Below are 18,485 nucleotides of genomic sequence, written 5' to 3'. Positions count from 1 at the left end.
CGGGGCCAGGGCATTCCAGCCGGGAGGGACCGGGGGTGAGGATCCTGATCGCGCCGCTGGCGGCGCTCGCTTCGCTGGCGCTGGCGGGGTGCGCCGCGGGTGCGCGGCTGAACGCGGAGGCCGGCCCCGCCGGGGGGCGGCAATGCTTCTGGGCCAACAGCGTCACCGGTTTCCGGGCGGTGGACGACCGCGCCGTGAACCTCCGGATCGGCGTGAGGGAAGTCTACCGGCTCGACCTGATCGGCCCCTGTCCCGACGTGGACTGGGCCAGCCGGATCGCCATCCAGTCGCGCGGCGGATCCAGCATCTGCACGGGGCTGGACGCGGTGCTGATCGCACCGACGTCCATTGGTCCCCAGAGATGCCACGTGCGCACCGTCCGACGGCTGACGCCTGAGGAAGTCGCCGCCCTGCCGGACGCCGCAAGACCCTAGAGAGCCCCACGGACGCCCGGAGGGACGGATCGTCTTACCTGAACAGGCTGAGCAGGGTCGACGACGCCTGGTTGGCGATGGACAGCGCCTGGATGCCCAGCTGCTGCTTGGTCTGCAGCGACTGGAGCTTGGCGCTTTCCTTGGCCAGGTCCGCATCGACGAGGTTGCCCACCCCGGCGTCCAGGGTGTCCTGGAGCTTGCCGACGAACTTCAGGTGAGACGCCAGCGACGTGGAGCCCGTCCCCAGCTTGGAGAGCGCGCTCGAGACGTTGGTGATCGCGCTGTTGAGCGTCGCGATCATGGCCGAGGCCGTCGCCTGCGAGTTGATCTCCGAGGTGCTGTCGAGGGTCCCGAGAGCTGCGCCCCCGAGCGACAGGTCCTGGGCGGCCACGGTGATCACAGAGGAGGCGTCCGCGTTGGCCAGGGCCTCCACGGTGGTGCCGCCCGACTTGATCATGTTGGCGCCGTTGAACACGGCGTTGTCCACGGCCTTGGTGATCTGGTCGCGCAGGGAGATGAAGTCGTCGTTCAGCGCCGTCCGGCTGTTGGCGTCGAGGGACGAGTCGGCCGCGGCCAGCGCCTTTTCCTTCATCGTGATGAGGAGGTCGGAAATGGTCTCGCCGGCCGAGATGGCCACGTCCACGGTGGACTGACCCCGCTGCAGGGACTCCCTGACGGCGTTGAGCGAGTTGGACGTCGCACGCTGGTTCTGGGCGATGGCCCAGATGGCGCCGTTGTCCTTCACGCTGCCCACCCGCTTGCCGGTGTTGATCCGGCCTTGGGTGACCTGCAGGTCGGTATTGGTGGCGTTGAGGTTCTGGAGGGCGAGCATCGCCCCCGTGTTGGTGTTGACGCTGTTCATAGGCATGAAGAGCGGGCCCTTTCTTTTAGGGTTATGGCCGCCCGCCGTTTTGGCGGACGAGGGCGTTTTGCCCGCGCTTCACAAGGCAAAAGGGGCGCCAACCGACGCTGGCCCGGCAAAACAACCCCGGCAAAGGAGGGGAAGGCAGTCAATGCTGCCGAGCAATTCTGTATCAGCGGCAGTTATTGCCTATCGGCCGACAAGAATTGCCCATCTATAGGCAATAGCTGCCGATATATACTAATCACGATAATCATAACAGTCAAGCTGGACTTGCGGCGACCCGTCACGCTTCCCATTCTGCGCGGGTTGGGGCAGCCGGCTCAGACGGCTTCGGCCGCCGGCTCGAGGCCGCCGCAGCGGGCCTGCAGCTCCATGGCCGCGCGGGGCGCGCGCACCTTTCCCTCGTGGATGACGTAGGCGTAGACGTCGCGGGGCGCCTCGGGCGGTCCCGTGGGGTCCAGGGGACGGAAGTCGCCGGGCACCCGGCCCTGCGCATACTCCTTGAAGCGGCCGGCCCACAGGTCGAGCTCGTCGGGCGTGTAGCCGGTCTCGATGGCGTCGTTCGCCGACAGGAGCCGCATGTAGACGAAGTCGGCGGTGATGTCCGGGATGTAGGGATAGTTCTCGTTCTCGGAGTTGCAGATCGCCACGCCCCGCTCGCGGCACAAGCCAACGAACTTCGGATCGGCGAAGGTGGCGTTGCGCACCTCCACCACATGGCGCAGCGGCAGTCCCTCCAGCTTCGCGGGCAGCAGGTCCAGGAAGCCCGCGAACTCGTCGTAGTCGAACTTCTTGGTCGGCATGAACTGCCAGAGGATCGGGCCCAGCCGGTCGCCCAGCTCCACGAGCCCCTGGTTCAGGAAGATGTCCATGGAGCCCTTGCCGTCGGAGAGGACCTTGCGGTTCGTGCAGAACCGCGAGGCCTTCACCGAGAAGCGGAAGCCTTCCGGCGTGGCTTCCCGCCACTTGGCCCAGCTGTCGGGCTTGAAGCTGGAATAGTAGGTGCCGTTGATCTCGATGGTGGCGAGGCGCCTGGACGCGAAGTGCAGTTCGTCGGCGTGCTTCAGTCCCTTCGGATAGAAGACGCCGCGCCAGGGCTCGAAGGTCCAGCCCCCGATGCCCGTCCGGATCCGCCCCGCCATCGCGCTTACCTCCGCATGGACCTGGTCTTGTCGCGCTCGGCCTTGAACTCGGCGCCTTCCTTCCACTCGGGCCAGACGTTCGAATTCGCGAGCCGGCGGCCCATTTCGTAGAACAGGCCGACTTCCTGGCTGAGGCCCGTGAGGTCCCAGTTGGGATCGTACTCGTCGGCCGGCTGGTGGTACCGGTCCTTGATGTAGGCCTCGGCGGCCGCCTTGCCGGCCTCCGCGCCGCCCTTGGCCAGGTTCTCGCCCGCGCCGAAGGAGATCGCCGGCACGCCGCGCTTGGCGAACGGGAAGTGGTCCGAGCGGTAGAAGCTGCCCGCCTGCGGGTTTGGATCGGGGCTGAAGGTCAGGCCGCGCTCGGCGGCGAGCTTGATCAGGTCGTCCTGCAGGGTGAGCGGGGCGTCGCCCGACATGGTCACGTCCTTCGCCGGGCCGATCAGGTTCATGCCGTCCATGTTGAGGTCTGCGACCGTGGTCCCCAGCGGATAGAGCGGGTTGTCGGCGTAGTACTCGGTGCCCAGCAGGCCCTTCTCCTCGGCGGTCACCGCCAGGAAGACGATGGAGCGGTCGGGACGCGGGCCCTTGGCGAAGGCGCGGCCGAGTTCGATGAGGGCTGCGGTGCCCGAGGCGTTGTCCACCGCGCCGTTGTAGATCCTGTCGCCCTTCGCATCGGGCAGGCCCACGCCCAGGTGGTCCCAGTGGGCGGTGTAGAAGACGCGTTCCTCCGGCCGGGTCTTGCCGGGCAGGACGCCGACCACGTTCTTGGACACCACCTTCTGAGCGTCGACGGCGTAGTCGGTGGAGAAGGTGACGCCGCGCAGCTCCACGGGACGGAAGTCGCGGGTCTGGGCCTGCTTCTTCAGGGCCTCGAAGTCGAGGCCGGCCTTGCGGAACAGGTCGACGGCGTTGTCGCGCTGGACCCAGCCCTCCAGGGGCGCGTGCGCCTCGGACGGGTTCTTGCGGATGACGTCGAAGATCTCGTTGGTGTTGGAGTTCTTCACCGTGGCCCAGCCGTAGCTGGCCGGCTCGCGCTCGTGGATCACCAGGAAGCCCACCGCCCCCTGGCGGGCGGCTTCCTCGTACTTGTAGGTCCAGCGGCCGTAGTAGGTCATGGCCTTGCCGCCGAAGTCGCCTTCGCCGGTCTCGAAGTCGGGGTCGTTGACCAGGACCAGGGCCACCTTGCCCTTCAGGTCGTAGCCCTTGAAGTCGTCCCACTGCTTCTCCGGCGCGGTGACGCCGTAGCCCACGAAGACCACCGGCGCGTCCCTGACCGTCAGCCGGTCGATGCCCGTCTGGGCGGCGCGGATGGCGACCTCTTCGCCCTGGGTCCAGGCCTGGGTCTCGCCGCCGGCCCTCACGCTGACGTTCACGGGTCCCTTGGTGGTGAAGCGGGCGAGCGGCACGTCCTGGGTCCAGGCCCGGGTCCCGCCCTGCAGATCGCCCCCGGGCTGCAGTCCGGCGGCCTTCATCTGCTCGGCGATGTAGGCGACGGTCTTCTTCTCGCCCTCCGTGGCGGGGCCGCGGCCCTCGAACGCGTCGGAGGACAGGATCTTGATGTCCTGGGCCATCCGCCGGGCGTCCACCGGATCGGCGGCGTAGGCGGGAAGGGCGGCCAGCACGCTGAGCGCGGCCGCGCCGAGGAGAAGCTTTTTCATCAATTCACTCGGTGAGGGGTCGGAAAGTGCGGCGACCCTATTGCCTCCCGAGGCGTCCGGCTAGGCCGCAGCGCGCTTGCGGGCGATGAACACCTCGATGCCGTCCAGCACCCGCTGCAGCCCGAATTCGAAGCCGCGGCTGCGGTCCCAGACGCCGCCGTACGCCGCGCGGCAGGCCTCGCCCACCCGGCGGAGCACCGGGAAGTCGCCGTCCTCGAGGATCTCCTGCAGGGCCGGCTCGGCGATGGCCAGCCACTGCTCGTCGGTAAGGCCCGTCTGGCGCTCCAGCTCGCGGGCCTCGAGCGCCGAGCGCACGGCGCCCAGGACGTAGTCGCTGACCAGCCCCTCGGCGAGCTCCATCTCCACCTCGTCCAGGCCGATGCCGTCGAGGGCGCGGAAGGCGGCTTCCAGGCGGTGCAGGAAGTTGGGCCCCAGCGGCGGCCGCTGGCTGGCGATCTGCAGCATCCAGGGATGGCGGTGGCCGAGCGCCCAGTACTGCCGGGCCATGAACTCCAGGCCCGAGCGCCAGTCGCGCTGGGCGCCGTCCGGTCCGGCCGCCTCGCCCAGCACGGTGTCGATCATCAGGTCGACGAGCTCGGCCTTCGACGGGGCGTAGGTGTAGAGCGCCATGGGCGAGAGCCCCACGGCCTCGGCCACGCGGCGCATGGACAGCGACTTCAGGCCTTCCTTATCGGCGAGCGCGATGGCCGCGCCCACCACCTCGTCCAGGCGACGGCGGGGCTTGGGTCCGCGCCGGCCGGGCTCCTGCCGGCCCCAGAGGAGCTCGATGCTGCGCCGGGGATCGCTACGGTGGGGAGGTTCGGCGGACATGACCCGAACATTACACCAAAAACACTTTACATGATACGGAGTTTGGGGCACAGCCGCGCTGGCCAGGGCCCGTCAGAGGCGCCGGCAGGAGCGAAGCGATCGGGTGGGAGTGTTGCGGCGCGGACATTGCGCCGTCGCCTATCTGTGTTCAACAAACGCGCCCTCAAGGCTCCTCCTAGCGAAGTCCGCCGATGCGTCATCCTTCCACCCTGGCCGTCGCCGCCGCGCTCGCCCTGGCCGCCTGCGCCAGCCCGCGCACGCCCGACCTCAGCCTGCCCGGCGCCTTCGAGGCCCAGCCCGGGGGCGCCGGGCAGGCGGTCGATCTCGACCGGTGGTGGACCGCCTTCGCGGAGCCCGAACTGAGCGGGCTCGTGGAGCAGGCGCTCGCCGCCAACACCGACGTGCGCACCGCCGCGGCCCGGCTGCAGGAGGTGCGCGCACAGCGCAGCAGCGCCATCCTCAGCCTGCTTCCGCAGGGCGACGCCGCCGGCTCGGCCCGGCGGACCGAAACCGAGCAGCTCTCCGGGGCCCAGGTGAGCATCCCCGGCTTCTCCACCAGCGGCACGTCGGAGGCCTACCAGGCGAACTTCAACGTGAGCTGGGAACTCGACCTCTTCGGTCGCACCTTCGCCGCCGCCCGCGCGGCCAACGCCGACGTGGCGGCCCAGCGCTTCGCCTACGAAGGCACGCGCGCGGCGATCGCCGCCCAGGTGGCCGACTCCTGGTTCCAGGCCCGCGGGCTGGCCATCCAGCTCGCCGACGCCCGCGAGACCGCGCGCATCCAGCGGGAGCTCTACGACCTCGCCGGGAAGCGGGCGGCGGCCGGCCTCTCGGCCTCCTCCGAACCGGACCGCATCGCCGGCGACCTCGCCCAGGCCGACGCCCAGGTGGCGGCCATGGAAGCCGAGCTGCAGGCCCAGCGCCGCGCTCTGCTTATCCTCACCGGCCGCGCGGCCGAGCCGACCGCCAACATCGACGCCCGGGCGAGCGTCGGGACGCTGCCGCCCGTGCCGTCGACCATTCCCAGCGAACTCCTCGCCCGCCGCCCCGACATCCGCGAGGCCCAGGCGCGCGTGCGCTCGGCCGCCGGCCGTCAGGACATCGCCGAGCGCGCCTTCCTGCCCACCTTCGACCTGACCCCCGGCATCGGCTGGAGCCGTCAGGAGCAGCCAGGCTTCGAGAGCGAGAGCTGGAACTGGTCGATCGGCGGGACGGTGACCCAGCCGATCCTGTCGATCCCGCGCCTGCTCGCCGACCTGAAGGCGGAGAACGCGCGCGCCGAGCAGGCGGTGATCAACTACGAGCGCACCGTGCAGACCGCCTTCGGCGAGGCCGAGGGCGCCCTGGTCCGCCTGGACGCCGACCGCCGCCGGGTGGCCCTGCTCCGCGACGGCGAGGTGCGCGCCGCCCGCGCCTACGAGGCGGCCCGCCTGGGCTATTCCCGCGGACTCACCGACCTGCAGACCGCGCTCTCCGCCGAACAGGCCTGGCGCGCCACCCGCACCCAGTTCACCTCCGCCCAGGTGCAGGCGCTCCGCCGCACCGTCCAGGCCTACCGGGCCCTCGGCGGCGGCTGGAACCCCGACCGTCCTTCTCCCCTCGCCAAAGCCCGCTGAGCCCCGCATGAGACGATCCCTTCTCGCCTTCATCCCGCTGGCCGCCGCCGTGGCGCTTGCGGGATGCCACAAGCCGGAGCCGGCCAAGGCAGCCCCCTCGCAGGCGGCTCGCGCGGTCACCGTTGTGCGACTGGAGCCGCGAGCCATGACCGGCGCGCTCACCGCGTCCGGCGACCTGCAGCCCCGCGAGGAGGCCGCGGTCATGCCCGAGGTTACCGGCTTCCGCGTCGCCCGGGTGCTGGCCGACGTGGGCGACTACGTCCGCGCGGGCCAGACCCTCGTCCAGCTCGACCCGGCCCTGCTGCAGGCGCAGCTCGCCCAGGCCGAGGCCCAGGCGGCCCAGGCCGAGGACCAGGCCCGCCGGGTGCAGGGGCTCGAGGACCAGGGCGTGCTCTCGCAGGAGCAGATCGTGCAGCGCCGGCTGCAGGCTCAGGTGGCGCGCGCCAACCTGCGGGACCTCCAGACCCGAATGCGCAAGATGAGCGTCACCGCGCCGGTCTCCGGCCTGGTGCTCGAGCGGACCGTGCGTCCCGGCGACCTCTCGGCCGGCGGCGCCACGCCGTGGTTCCGCCTGGCCCGCGAGGGGCAGGTGGAGCTCGCCGCCCAGGTGTCGCAGGACGACCTCGCCCGGATCCGTCCCGGCCAGCGCGCCATGGTGACCCTGCCGAACGGCGCCACCGCGCCCGGCACGGTGCGCATCGTCAGCCCGCAGATCGATCCGCAGACCAAGCTCGGCGTGGTCCGCGTCACCCTGCCGGTGCGCAGCGACATCCGCGCCGGGGGCTTCGCCCGCGCCGTGTTCGACCAGGTCGGCCTGGCCGTGCCGGCCGTGCCGGAAGCGGCGATCCGCTACGACGCCAACGGCGCCAGCGTGATGGTGGTCGGCGACGACAACCGGGTGCGGCGCGTGGCGGTGCAGACCGGCCAGCGCGGCGGCGGCCTGGTGGAGATCGTCCGCGGTCCGCCGCAGGGCGCCCGCGTGGTGCAGAACGCCGCCTCCTTCCTGCTCGACGGCGACCTCGTGCGTCCGACGGAAGCCCCCGCCGGCGCCGCCGCGGCTCCCGCCCGCACCGCCGGCGCGGCGCCTGCCGCAGGGGCCAAGCGATGAGCGAGCGCCACGGCAACCCGTCCAATTTCCCGATCTCGGCCTGGGCGATCAAGAACCCGGTCCCGGTCGCCCTGCTGTTCCTCGGGCTCGTGATCGCCGGGCTGATCGCCTACTCGGGCCTGCCGGTGAAGCAGTACCCGAACATCCAGTTCCCGGTGGTGGCGGTGACCGTCACCCAGTCCGGCGCCGCGCCGGGCGAGATGGAGACCCAGATCACCCGTCCCGTGGAGGACGCCATCGCCGGCATCACCGGCGTCGACAACGTCCAGTCGGTGGTCACCCAGGGCGTCTCCACCACCTCGATCCAGTTCGAGATGGGCGAGGACCTCCAGAAGAAGACCGACGAGGTCCGGGCCAAGATCGACCAGGCGCGCCAGGTGCTGCCGCGCGACATCGACGAGCCGACGATCACCCAGGTGGAGATCGACAGCGCCTTCCCGATCATCACCTACGCTGTGGCGGCCCCGGCCATGTCGGACGAGGAGCTGTCCTGGTTCGTGGACGACACCATCAGCCGCGAGCTGCAGACCGCCCGCGGCGTGGCCCAGGTGACCCGTGTCGGGGGCGTCGCGCGCGAGATCAACGTCGTCATCGATCCCATGCGGCTGGCCGCGCGCGGGCTGACGGCGGCGCAGGTCAACAACGCCCTGTCGAGCTTCCAGCTGGACGCGCCGGGCGGCCGGCTCGAGGTCGGGGGCCGCGAGCAGACGCTGCGCGTGCTGGGTTCCGTGGAGACCGTCCAGCAGCTGCGCGACATGACCATCCCCACGGGGACCGGGACCTATGTCCGCCTGACCGACGTGGCCGAGATCGGCGACGGCGCGTCCGAGCCACGCGGCTTCGCGCGCCTCGACGGGCGGCCGGTGGTGGGCTTCCAGGTGGCCAAGACCAAGGAGGCCTCGGACGTCCAGACCGAGGACGCGGTCAACGCCAAGCTCGCCCAGATGGAGAAGACCTATCCGGGCGTGACCTTCACCAAGATCTACGCCTCGGTGGACGAGACCCGGGCCAACTTCCGGGCGACCCAGCACGTGCTGCTCGAGGGCATGTTCCTGGCCGCGCTGGTGGTGCTGTTCTTCCTGCGCGACTGGCGGGCGACGCTGATCACCGTGCTGGCCATGCCGGTGTCGCTGATCCCCACCTTCTTCGTGATGAAGCTGGCCGGGTTCTCGCTGAACCTCGTGACCCTGCTGGCGCTCACCCTGGTCATCGGCATCCTGGTCGACGACGCCATCGTCGAGATCGAGAACATCGAGAAGCGGGTCGCCCGCGGCATCCGGCCGTTCCAGGCCGCCCTGCAGGGCGCCGACGCCATCGGCCTGGCCGTGGTGGCGACCACCATGGCCATCGTGGTGGTGTTCACGCCGGTGAGCTTCATGCCGGGCATCCCCGGCCAGTTCTTCAAGGAGTTCGGCCTCACCGTCTCGGTGGCGGTGCTGTTCTCGCTGCTGGTCGCGCGCCTGGTGACGCCGCTGATGGCCGCCTATTTCCTCAAGCCGTCGACCAAGCCGCACGAACGCAAGCCGTTCGAGGGCTTCTACCGCAATGCGCTGGAATGGGCGCTGGCGCACCGGATCGTCGCTGCCATCGCCGGCCTGGTCATGTTCATCGGCTCGGTGATGCTGATCGGCCTGCTGCCCCAGGGCTTCCAGCCGCCGGGCGACCCCGACTACGTCTACGTCAACGTCCAGGGCCCGCCGGGCGCGACATTGGCGGACATGGAGGCGGCGACCCAGGCGGTCACCCGGGTGATGCGGGCGCAGCCCGAGGTCACCGCGGTGTTCACCCAGGTCGGCTCCACCGTGGCGAACTTCGGTCCCGGCGGAGGCCCCGGCGCGAGCGACCTGCGCTCGGGCACCATCACCGTGCTCCTGACGCCCAAGCGGAGCGTCAGCGGCAACGAACTCAAGGACCGGGTGCGCGCCCAGATCGCGGCGATCCCCGACGTGCGGCTGAACTTCCTCGACTTCCAGGGCTCCGCCGGCTTCCAGCAGGTGCTCACCGGCCAGGACCCGGACGCCCTGGACAGGGCCGCCCTGGAACTCGAGCGGCAGATGCGCGGCGTGGACGAGGTCGTCGACCCGCGTCCCGCAAACCCGCCGGTCGGACCAGAGGTGGTGATCCGGCCCAAGCCCGACGAGGCCGCCCGCCTCGGCGTCTCGGTGGCGACCATCGCCCAGGCGGCCCGCGTGGCCACGGTCGGCGATATCGAGGCCAATGTGCCGAAGCTCAACGAGGGCGAGCGGCGGATCCCGATCCGCATCCGTCTGCCCGAAGGCGCCCGCGCCGACATCGAGCAGATTAAGCAGCTGCGCCTGCCCACCGCCATGGGCGGGACCACCACTCTGGGCGCGGTGGCCGACGTGGCCTTCCAGGCGGGCCCCGCCCGGATCGACCGGCTGAACCGCCAGCGGCAGGTGACCATCCAGGCCGAGCTGGCCGACGGCGTCGAACTGGGCGAGGCCACCAAGGCCGTCCACGACCTGCCGATCATGAAGAACCTGCCCAAGGGCGTGGAGCCGGGCGCCATCGGCGACGCCGAAGCCATGGCCGAGATGTTCGGCGGCTTCGTGGTGGCCTTCGCCACCGCCGTCTTCCTGATGTTCGCGGTGCTGGTGCTGCTGTTCCAGAGCTTCTTCAAGCCGATCGTCATCCTGGCGGCCCTGCCGCTGGCGGTGGGCGGGGCCTTCATCGGCCTGCTGATCTTCAACCTGTCGCTCTCGATCCCGTCGCTGATCGGCTTCCTGATGCTGATGGGCCTGGCGGCGAAGAACTCGATCCTGCTGGTGGAGTACGCCATCGAGCGCGAGCGGGAGGGGATGACCCAGCACGACGCCCTGATCGAGGCCTGCCGCGAGCGGGCGCGGCCGATCATCATGACCACCCTGGCCATGGCCGCCGGCATGCTGCCGACCGCGCTTGCTCTGGAGAAGGGCGCCGAGTTCCGCCAGCCGATGGCCGTGGCGGTGATCGGCGGCCTGATCACCTCCACGCTGCTGTCGCTGGTGCTGGTGCCGGTGGTCTACCGCTTCGTGGACGACTTCGAGAACTGGGTCCGGCCGAGGCTCGGCAAGCTGATCACCCCCCGCGAGGCGCCCCTGCAGCCCGCGCCGGAGGACCGGCTCTAGGGCCAACCCTCTCCCGCTCGCGGGAGAGGGCTCCTAGGCCTCGCCCCGGATGACCCGACCGAAGAACTCCGGATCCACATTGCCGCCGGAGAGGACGAGCCCCACGGTCGGGCCGAAGGCCTTCACCTTGCCGGCCAGGAGGGCCGCGAGGCCCGCGGCGCCGCCGGGTTCGACCACCAGCTTCAGCGTCGAGAAGGCGTAGCGCATCGCCTCGGCCACTTCGGCGTCGGTGACGGTCGCCACGTCGGCCACGGTGCGGAGCATGACCGGAAAGGTGATCTCGCCGGGGAAGGGGCTCTCCAGGGCGTCGCAGTAGGAGCGGCCCTGCGGCCTGATCGTGACCCGCTGGCCCTTCTGCAGCGACTGCAGGGTGTCGTCGAAGGCGGCGGGCTCGACGCCGACGATAGCGGTCTGCGGCGACAGCGCCTTGATCGCCGTGGCCATCCCGGCGAGCAGGCCGCCGCCGCTGATCGGGGCGATGGCGGCGTCGAGCGTCGCGCCCAGCGCCTGCGCCTGGCGGACCATCTCCAGACCCACCGTGCCCTGGCCGGCCACGATGTGCGGGTCGTCGAAGGCCGGCACGACCACGGCGCCGCGCTCGGCGGCGATCTCGGCGGCGATCTGCTCCCGGGTCTTCCCCGTCAGGCGGTTGTAGAAACGGACATCGGCGCCGTAGCCCTTCGTCGCCTCGACCTTCACCGCCGGCGCGTCGTCGGGCATCACGATGACCGCCGGGATTCCCAACAGCTTCGCCGCCAGCGCCACGCCCTGGGCGTGGTTGCCGGAGGAGAAGGCGACGACGCCCCGGGTCCGCTGGTCCGCATCGAGCTGGACCAGGCGGTTGTAGGCGCCGCGGAACTTGAAGGCGCCGACCCGCTGCAGGGTCTCCGGCTTGATCAGCACGCGCAGGCCCAGACGCGCGTTCAGCGCCGGGCTCTCGATCAGCGGGGTCTCGACCGCCTGGCCCTTCAGCCGGCCCGCCGCGGCCTCGATGTCGGCGAGCGTGACCGCGGGGACCACGGCGTTCATTTCGCGAAGACCATGGCGTCGTCGGCGAAGGCCTTGAACTCCAGCGCGTTGCCGGAGGGGTCGAGGAAGAACATGGTCGCCTGCTCGCCGGGCTGGCCCCTGAAGCGGATGTTCGGCTCGATCACGAACCTCACGGCCGCGGCCCGCAACTTCTCGGCCAGCGCCTCCCACTGGGGCAGGGTGAGGATCGCGCCGAAGTGGCGGACCGGCACGTCGTGACCGTCCACGGGATTGGTCGCGTTGTGGCCGACCGCGTCCGGCGACAGGTGGGCGACGATCTGGTGGCCGTAGAAGTCGAAGTCCACCCACTCCGGGCTCGACCGCCCCTCGGGGCAGCCGAGCAGGCCGCCGTAGAAGGCGCGGGCCTCCGCCAGGTCGCGGACGGGGAAGGCCAGGTGGAAGCGGGGTATGTCCATGGCGTGGTGATAGCGCGCGGGGGGCTTGAGGCGAACCCCCCGGTGGCCTAAACCCCGCCCGACAATCGATCCAAGGTCCCCCGTCGAGCACCTGTCGAAGGGCGGCGGGCCTCTCCCCGGGCAGGTCGGGAGATCGTATCCATGGCCAACGTCACCGTTATCGGCGCCCAGTGGGGCGACGAGGGCAAGGGCAAGCTGGTGGACTGGCTGTCCAACCGGGCCGACGTGGTCGTGCGCTACCAGGGCGGCCACAACGCCGGCCACACGCTCGTGGTCGGCGACCAGACCTACAAGCTCTCCCTGCTCCCGTCGGGCGTGGTCCAGGGCAAGCTGTCGGTGATCGGCAATGGCGTGGTGGTCGATCCCTGGCACCTCCTGAAGGAGATCGAGACCCTCGGCGGCCAGGGGATCGCCATCACCCCGGAACTGCTGGTGGTGGCCGACAACGCCTGCCTGATCCTGCCGCTGCACCGGGACCTCGACCAGGCCCGCGAGGCGGCGGCGAAGAACAAGATCGGCACCACCGGCCGCGGCATCGGCCCGGCCTACGAGGACAAGGTCGGCCGCCGGGCCATCCGCGTCGCAGACCTCGCCGATCGCGAGGCCCTGGAGGCCAAGATCGACCGGCTGCTGGCCCACCACGGCCCACTGCGCCGGGGGCTCGGCCTGCCCGAGTACGACGGCGCGGCCCTGCTGGCCGAGCTGGAGGCGCTGGCGCCGAAGATCCTGCCGTTCGCCCGGCCCGCCTGGCTGCTGCTGGACGACCTGGTGAAGAAGGGCCGCCGGGTGCTGTTCGAGGGCGCCCAGGGCGCCCTGCTGGACGTCGACCACGGCACCTATCCCTATGTCACCAGCTCCAACACCGTGGCCGGTCAGGCCGCGGCGGGCTCGGGGCTCGGACCGAAGGGGCCCGGCTATGTCCTGGGCATCGTGAAGGCCTACACCACCCGGGTCGGCGAGGGCCCGTTTCCCACCGAGCTGTTCGACGACGTCGGCCAGCACCTGGGCACGGTCGGGCGGGAGTTCGGGACGGTCACCGGCCGCTCGCGCCGCTGCGGCTGGTTCGACGCCGCCCTGGTGCGCCAGTCGGTGGCGCTGAACGGCATCGGGGGCATCGCGCTAACCAAGCTCGATGTGCTGGACGGCTTGCCGACGCTGAAGATCTGCACCGGCTACCGGCTGGGCGACCAGGAGATCGGCTACCTGCCCGCGGGCCTGAAGGCCCAGGCGGCCCTCGTCCCCGTCTACGAGGAGATGGAAGGCTGGAGCGAGACCACCCAGGGCGCGCGGTCCTGGCGCGACCTGCCGGCCAGTGCGGTGAAGTACGTGCGGCGCATCGAGGAGCTGATCGGGGCGCCCGTGGCCCTGCTCTCCACCAGCCCGCAGCGGGACGACACCATCCTCATGCGGGACCCCTTCCAGGACTGAGCCGGCCGTTCGGCGAACACCGCATCGTCAAGGCGTTCTTTACCGTCGCGGGCGCATACCCAGGCGGGGAGACCGCTCGTGTTCGCCAATAATGATAACAAGACCATCCAGCGCATGGCGCCCATGCTGCAACGGGTGCTGGTCGTGGATCCGCAGCCGACCGGCGCGCGGGTCATCGGCGAACTCATGCGCACCGTTTCCAAGCCGGAGATCTGGACCGCCACCACGGTCGACAAGGCCCTCAAGCTCGCCGACCGCGTGAACCCGCAGATCATCTTCTGCGAGCTCGCCTCCGAGAAGGTGGACGGCATCGCCTTCACCCGGAAGCTGCGCCGCTCGGACTTCGCCTGCCGCAAGTCGCCGGTGATCCTGGTCACCGGCCAGGCGACAGCGGCCTCGATCCTCGCCGCCCGCGACGCCGGCGTGCACGAATTCCTGCGCAAGCCCTTCACGGTGAAGGACCTGGTCAAGCGGCTGGAGGCCGTCACCCTGCACCGCCGCGACTGGGTGGAGGCCGTGGGCTACGTCGGGCCCGACCGGCGGCGGTTCAATTCCGGGGACTACTCCGGTCCGCTGAAGCGGCACGCCGACACCGAGCCCACCGCCGAGGCGGCCCGGATCGCCCAGGCGCTGAAGATTCTGCGCTCGGCCGCCGCGGCCATCGAGGAGGACCGCAGCCAGGCGATGCGCGCCCTGGTGACCCAGACCGACGAGCTGCTGGAGGCCGGACGTGCGCTCGGCGACGAGAAGCTGACCGCCGCAGCCACCGCCTTTCACCACTTCCTGTTCGAAGCCCGCAGCAAACTGGACCTCGCGCCCATCGAGGTGGAGCGCCGCGCCGCGCCGCTGCTCAGCTACATGCCGCAGGGGTACGACGAGCGGCGGGTCGTCCGGCTCTAGCCGCCGCCTCAGCCAAAAGGAAAGGGCGCCGCCGATCGCTCGGGGCGCCCTTCTTCGTGTGCGGCGATCGAAGCCCTGTCTCAGGCGTCGACCAGATTCCGCTCCTCGGCCGCCGCCCGCATCGACTTCTGCAGCTTCTCGAAGGCGCGGACCTCGATCTGGCGGACCCGCTCCCGGCTGACGCCGTACTGCGAGGCGAGTTCCTCCAGCGTGGTGGGCTCGTCCTTCAGCCGGCGCTCGGTGAGGATGTAGCGCTCACGGTCGGTGAGTTCCGTCATGGCCTCCTCGAGGAGGCTCATGCGGATGGACTTCTCCTGCTCCTCGGCGACGAGGCTCTCCTGGGACGGGGTGTTCTCGTCCACCAGCCAGTCCTGCCACTCGCTTTCCGAGTCGGCGCGCAGCGGCGAGTTCAGCGAGGCGTCGCCGCCGGACAGCCGGCGGTTCATGCTGATCACTTCCTCGTCCAGCACGCCGAGCTTGGTGGCGATCTGGCTGACCTGCTCGGGACGCAGGTCCCCTTCCTGCAGCGCCGCGATCTCGGACTTCGCCTTGCGCAGGTTGAAGAACAGCTTCTTCTGCGCCGCGGTGGTGCCCATCTTCACGAGCGACCAGGAGCGCAGGATGTATTCCTGGATCGAAGCCCGGATCCACCACATGGCGTAGGTGGCGAGCCGGAAGCCCTTGTCGGGGTCGAACTTCTTCACCGCCTGCATGAGCCCGACGTTGCCCTCGGAGATCACCTCACCGATCGGCAGGCCGTAGCCGCGGTAGCCCATGGCGATCTTCGCCACGAGGCGCAGGTGGCTGGTGACCATCTTGTGAGCCGCCTCGGCGTCCTGGTGCTCCTGCCAGCGCTTCGCCAGCATGAACTCCTCGTCCTTCGGCAGCATCGGGAACTTGCGGATTTCTGACAGGTACCGGCTGAGGCCGCCTTCCGGCGACATCACGGCAAGCGACGTAGCGGCCATGGACTATCCCCTCAATTTTCCCGGACGTTCGGGCCATCGGCGCGACCACGCGCAAGGACCATCCGCCCCCTCCAACCAATGAGATAGGTACGAGGTTGCGGCGAAGCTAGGCCGCCTGGGAGGACGGCTCGAATGTCCGACTGCTCAAGTCGGGATTTCTACGCCCCGACTTGGGCGCCATCAAGGCGAAGGATTCTCACAGGGCGTGCAGTAAAGCTTTGCGCCAGAGCAAAAGGAGAGCCTCGTTGTCGGCGTCGCGAGGCTCCGCGCGTCCTTGGGGAGCTGTTCCGAAAAGTGGAGGCGTCCATGCCCAGGATCACCCCGAACCTCTGGTTCGACTTCAACGCCGAAGAGGCCGCCAACTTCTATGTCTCGATCTTCCCGAACTCCAAGGTCGGCAAGATCGCCCGCTACACCGAGGTTGGGCCGGGACCGGCCGGCACGGCGGTGACCGTGGAGTGGGAGCTGGACGGCCAGGCCTTCGTCGGCATCAACGGCGGCCCGCAGTTCCCCTTCTCCGAGGCGGTCTCCATGGAGATCCGTTGCAAGGACCAGCAGGAGGTCGACTACTACTGGGAGCGGCTGCTGGCGGACGGCGGGCGCGAGAGCCAGTGCGGCTGGCTGAGGGACCGGTTCGGCTTCAGCTGGCAGGTCGTGCCGCAGCGGCTCATCGACCTGATGACCGACGAGGACCCGGACGTCGTCAAGCGGGTGACCGCCGCCATGCTCCAGATGGTCAAGCTGGATGTGGGTCGCCTGGAGGACGCGGCCACGGCCGGCCCCGTGCCGGCTTGACCGTGCGCAAGACCGGAATGGCCGCGGCCCGCTAACCTGCGGCGCATGAGCGCTGGGAGACCTGAAGGTGGGCTGGATGGGGAGAGGGGGCTGGTCCCCTTCTTCGCCCTCGTGCTCGTGCTCTCGCTTCCGTTCTGGATCCTCGCCGCCCTGGCGCCCGTCCAGCCTCTGGCGGGCCTCCCCCTCAGCGGGCTGATGGCGTTCATGCCGGCGGTGGCCGCGGCGATCCTCGTGGCCCGGTCGGGCGGCCGCGGCGCGCTGGCGGCCTTCCTGCGGCGGTCGTTCGACTGGAGCCGGATGCGCGGGCGCGGAGCCTGGCCCCTGCTGATCCTGCTGATGCCGGCCCTCGGCCTCGCCGCCTGGATCGCGCTCGACGGCGCGCCCAGCGGGCCAGGCGCGCCGGCCTGGATCTTCTCGGCCATGCTGGTCGCCTTCCTGGCCGCGGGGCTTGGAGAGGAGCTCGGCTGGTGCGGCTACGCCATCGGGCCCGTGGCCCGGCGGGTCGGCGAACTGCGGGCCGCGCTGCTGCTGGGCGTCTTCTGGGCCCTCTGGCACGTCGTTCCGTTCCTGCAGGCCGGGCGCAGCTGGGACTGGATCGCCTGGCAATGCGCCAACATCCTCGCCGTGCGGGTGGTGATGACGAGGCTCTACTTCGGCGCCGGCCGCAGCGTCTTCGCCGTGGCCCTGTTCCATGCACTGGACAATGTCGCGGCCTTCTCGCTGCCGTTCTTCGGCGGGCGCCACGACCCCAGGTTCCTGTTCTTCAGCCTGGTGGTGATCGGTCTGGTCCTGACGCTCGTGCGGCTGCGCTCAGAGCGCCGCCAGTAGGCTCTCCAGGGCCGCCATGTCGGCCGGCAGCGGGCTCTCGAACCGGAGATCCTCGCCCGTCACCGGGTGGCGGAAGCCGAGCACGGCGGCGTGCAGGGCCTGGCGGGCGAGCCCCGAGGCCCGGACCGCCTCGCGCACCTTCTCGGCCGGCGGCCCGGAGCCGTAGACCGGATCCCCCAGGCACGGTGTTCCCTTCGAGGCCAGGTGCACGCGGATCTGGTGGGTGCGGCCGGTTTCCAGCCGGCAGGCGACCCGGGCCGCTAGCGGCTTCTCCTGCGGGCCGAAGGTGCGCTCGACCCGGTAGTGGGTGACCGCGTGGCGGCCGCCGGACTTCACCAGCGCCATCTTCTTGCGGTCGTGGGTCGAGCGGGCGATCGCGCCCTCGATGGTCCCGCGCGACGGGCTCGGCGCGCCGCGGGTGAAGGCGACGTAGACCCGCTCGATGTCGTGGCCGGCGAACAGGGCCGAGAGCCCCTGGTGTGCGGCGTCGGTCTTGGCGGCCACGACGACGCCCGAGGTCTCCTTGTCGATGCGGTGGACGATACCCGGCCGGGCCACGCCGCCGATGCCGGAGAGGCTGTCGCCGCAGTGGTGGAGGAGGGCGTTGACCACCGTCCCGCGCTCGCTGCCGGGCGCCGGGTGCATGGCCATGCCCGGCGGCTTGTCCAGGACCACCAGATGCGCGTCCTCGTAGAGGATGGTGAGCGGGATGGCCTCGGCCTGGGGCTCCGCCGGCTCCGGCGGCGGGACCTCGACCCGGTAGACGCCGGCCGCGGCCCTGGCCGCGCCGTTGGTCACCGGCCGGCCGTCGACGCTGACGCGACCCTCGGCGATCAGCGCCTGCAGGCGCGCCCGGGACAGCTCCGGCAGGCGCATGGCCAGCGCCTTGTCCGTCCGCTCCCCGGCGTCCTCGGCGGCGATCTCGACGGAGAGGACGCCGGACGGCTCCGCCTCCGTCTCGATCCCGAGGTCGTCCTCAGAGGCCATGCTTCTCGCTGGCGCCTTCCTCGTGGCCGGCGATGGAGCCGTCCTTGAAGAGGTACTCCTTGAACTGGTCGGCGGCTTCGTCGTCGTTGCGGCGCAGCCATTCCAGGACCATGGCGGCGTGCTCCAGCTCCTCGCGGGCGTTGTGCAGCAGGATGGCCTTCAGCTCGGCGTCGTCGCAGTCGTCGGCCCGCTGGCGGTACCAGTCCACGGCCTCCAGCTCCTCGATGATCGAGGTGATGGCGTAGTGCTTGTTCAGCGTGTCCCGCGAGAGCTTCTCGCGCGGGACGTGGAGGCCTTCCTTCGACATGCCTGTCATGCTCCTGTGGTGATGTCGCGGCCATACTACGGGCGG

General features: G+C 70.5%; 17 protein-coding genes. 8 read left to right on the top strand and 9 right to left on the bottom strand.

The genetic code is table 11. From position 1 onward, the window contains the following. The first annotated feature begins 35 nt into the window (after positions 1-35). Entirely contained in the window at positions 36-434 is a 399-nt protein-coding gene (locus V7Z97_RS07220) for a DUF6491 family protein (protein WP_334162422.1), read from the top strand. 34 nt (positions 435-468) lie between these two features. On the opposite strand, the gene V7Z97_RS07215 is transcribed toward V7Z97_RS07220, so the two are convergent. From V7Z97_RS07215 to V7Z97_RS07200, 4 genes are all read right to left on the bottom strand, one after another. After that, on the bottom strand, positions 469-1,302 hold the full coding sequence (locus tag V7Z97_RS07215) for a flagellin (protein ID WP_334162420.1): 834 nt from the start codon (positions 1,300-1,302) through the stop codon (positions 469-471). Between the two features lie 317 nt (positions 1,303-1,619). Next, complete coding sequence (locus V7Z97_RS07210; protein WP_334162418.1) at positions 1,620-2,441, bottom strand: DUF72 domain-containing protein; 822 nt, start codon at positions 2,439-2,441, stop codon at positions 1,620-1,622. A 5-nt stretch (positions 2,442-2,446) separates the two neighbouring features. Continuing rightward, positions 2,447-4,099: a M28 family metallopeptidase gene (locus V7Z97_RS07205; protein WP_334162417.1), complete on the bottom strand. Its 1,653-nt coding sequence runs from the start codon at positions 4,097-4,099 to the stop codon at positions 2,447-2,449. 60 nt (positions 4,100-4,159) lie between these two features. Then, entirely contained in the window at positions 4,160-4,930 is a 771-nt protein-coding gene (locus tag V7Z97_RS07200; RefSeq protein ID WP_334162416.1) for a TetR/AcrR family transcriptional regulator, read from the bottom strand. Positions 4,931-5,121: 191 nt separating this feature from the next. Here V7Z97_RS07200 and V7Z97_RS07195 point away from each other — a divergent pair, with 191 nt between their 5' ends. From V7Z97_RS07195 to V7Z97_RS07185, 3 genes are read left to right on the top strand one after another with little or no spacing between them, the layout of a single operon-like run. Beyond that, positions 5,122-6,546: a TolC family protein gene (locus V7Z97_RS07195; RefSeq protein ID WP_334162414.1), complete on the top strand. Its 1,425-nt coding sequence runs from the start codon at positions 5,122-5,124 to the stop codon at positions 6,544-6,546. A 7-nt stretch (positions 6,547-6,553) separates the two neighbouring features. Continuing rightward, complete coding sequence (locus tag V7Z97_RS07190) at positions 6,554-7,654, top strand: efflux RND transporter periplasmic adaptor subunit (RefSeq protein WP_334162413.1); 1,101 nt, start codon at positions 6,554-6,556, stop codon at positions 7,652-7,654. After that, entirely contained in the window at positions 7,651-10,782 is a 3,132-nt protein-coding gene (locus V7Z97_RS07185) for an efflux RND transporter permease subunit (RefSeq protein WP_334162411.1), read from the top strand. The genes V7Z97_RS07190 and V7Z97_RS07185 overlap by 4 nt, the downstream gene beginning before the upstream one ends. Before the next feature lie 33 nt (positions 10,783-10,815). On the opposite strand, the gene V7Z97_RS07180 is transcribed toward V7Z97_RS07185, so the two are convergent. Both V7Z97_RS07180 and V7Z97_RS07175 read right to left on the bottom strand, forming a co-directional pair. Continuing rightward, positions 10,816-11,811 carry a threonine ammonia-lyase gene (locus V7Z97_RS07180; RefSeq protein ID WP_334162409.1) on the bottom strand — a complete coding sequence of 332 codons (996 nt, stop codon included), beginning with the start codon at positions 11,809-11,811 and terminating at the stop codon, positions 10,816-10,818. Next, positions 11,808-12,227, bottom strand: a complete 420-nt coding sequence (locus V7Z97_RS07175; protein WP_334162408.1) for a VOC family protein — start codon at positions 12,225-12,227, stop codon at positions 11,808-11,810. Before V7Z97_RS07175 ends, V7Z97_RS07180 begins: the two co-directional genes overlap by 4 nt. A 141-nt stretch (positions 12,228-12,368) precedes the next feature. On the opposite strand from V7Z97_RS07175, the gene V7Z97_RS07170 reads away from it, so the two are divergent. Together V7Z97_RS07170 and V7Z97_RS07165 are read left to right on the top strand one after the other, a co-directional pair. Then, positions 12,369-13,655, top strand: a complete 1,287-nt coding sequence (locus V7Z97_RS07170; RefSeq protein WP_334162407.1) for an adenylosuccinate synthase — start codon at positions 12,369-12,371, stop codon at positions 13,653-13,655. Between the two features lie 78 nt (positions 13,656-13,733). Beyond that, positions 13,734-14,555, top strand: coding sequence for a response regulator (locus V7Z97_RS07165; RefSeq protein ID WP_334162406.1), 822 nt, complete (start codon positions 13,734-13,736; stop codon positions 14,553-14,555). 80 nt (positions 14,556-14,635) lie between these two features. On the opposite strand, the gene rpoH is transcribed toward V7Z97_RS07165, so the two are convergent. After that, entirely contained in the window at positions 14,636-15,523 is an 888-nt protein-coding gene (gene rpoH, locus V7Z97_RS07160; protein ID WP_334162404.1) for an RNA polymerase sigma factor RpoH, read from the bottom strand. Positions 15,524-15,829: 306 nt separating this feature from the next. Here rpoH and V7Z97_RS07155 point away from each other — a divergent pair, with 306 nt between their 5' ends. Then, positions 15,830-16,318: a VOC family protein gene (locus tag V7Z97_RS07155; RefSeq protein ID WP_334162402.1), complete on the top strand. Its 489-nt coding sequence runs from the start codon at positions 15,830-15,832 to the stop codon at positions 16,316-16,318. Positions 16,319-16,363: 45 nt separating this feature from the next. Next, a complete protein-coding gene (locus V7Z97_RS07150; protein WP_334162400.1) occupies positions 16,364-17,146 on the top strand; it encodes a CPBP family intramembrane glutamic endopeptidase in 783 nt (260 codons plus the stop codon). Here the strand turns inward: V7Z97_RS07150 and V7Z97_RS07145 are convergent. Together V7Z97_RS07145 and V7Z97_RS07140 are read right to left on the bottom strand one after the other, a co-directional pair. Then, positions 17,129-18,133, bottom strand: a complete 1,005-nt coding sequence (locus tag V7Z97_RS07145) for an RluA family pseudouridine synthase (RefSeq protein ID WP_334162399.1) — start codon at positions 18,131-18,133, stop codon at positions 17,129-17,131. The genes V7Z97_RS07150 and V7Z97_RS07145 overlap by 18 nt on opposite strands. Beyond that, positions 18,123-18,440, bottom strand: a complete 318-nt coding sequence (locus V7Z97_RS07140; RefSeq protein WP_334162398.1) for a ferritin family protein — start codon at positions 18,438-18,440, stop codon at positions 18,123-18,125. Before V7Z97_RS07140 ends, V7Z97_RS07145 begins: the two co-directional genes overlap by 11 nt. Positions 18,441-18,485: the final 45 nt, after the last annotated feature.

This window comes from Phenylobacterium sp., assembly GCF_036821595.1.
GTDB lineage: Bacteria > Pseudomonadota > Alphaproteobacteria > Caulobacterales > Caulobacteraceae > Phenylobacterium.
This window is presented reverse-complemented; position numbering and strand designations above follow the sequence as displayed.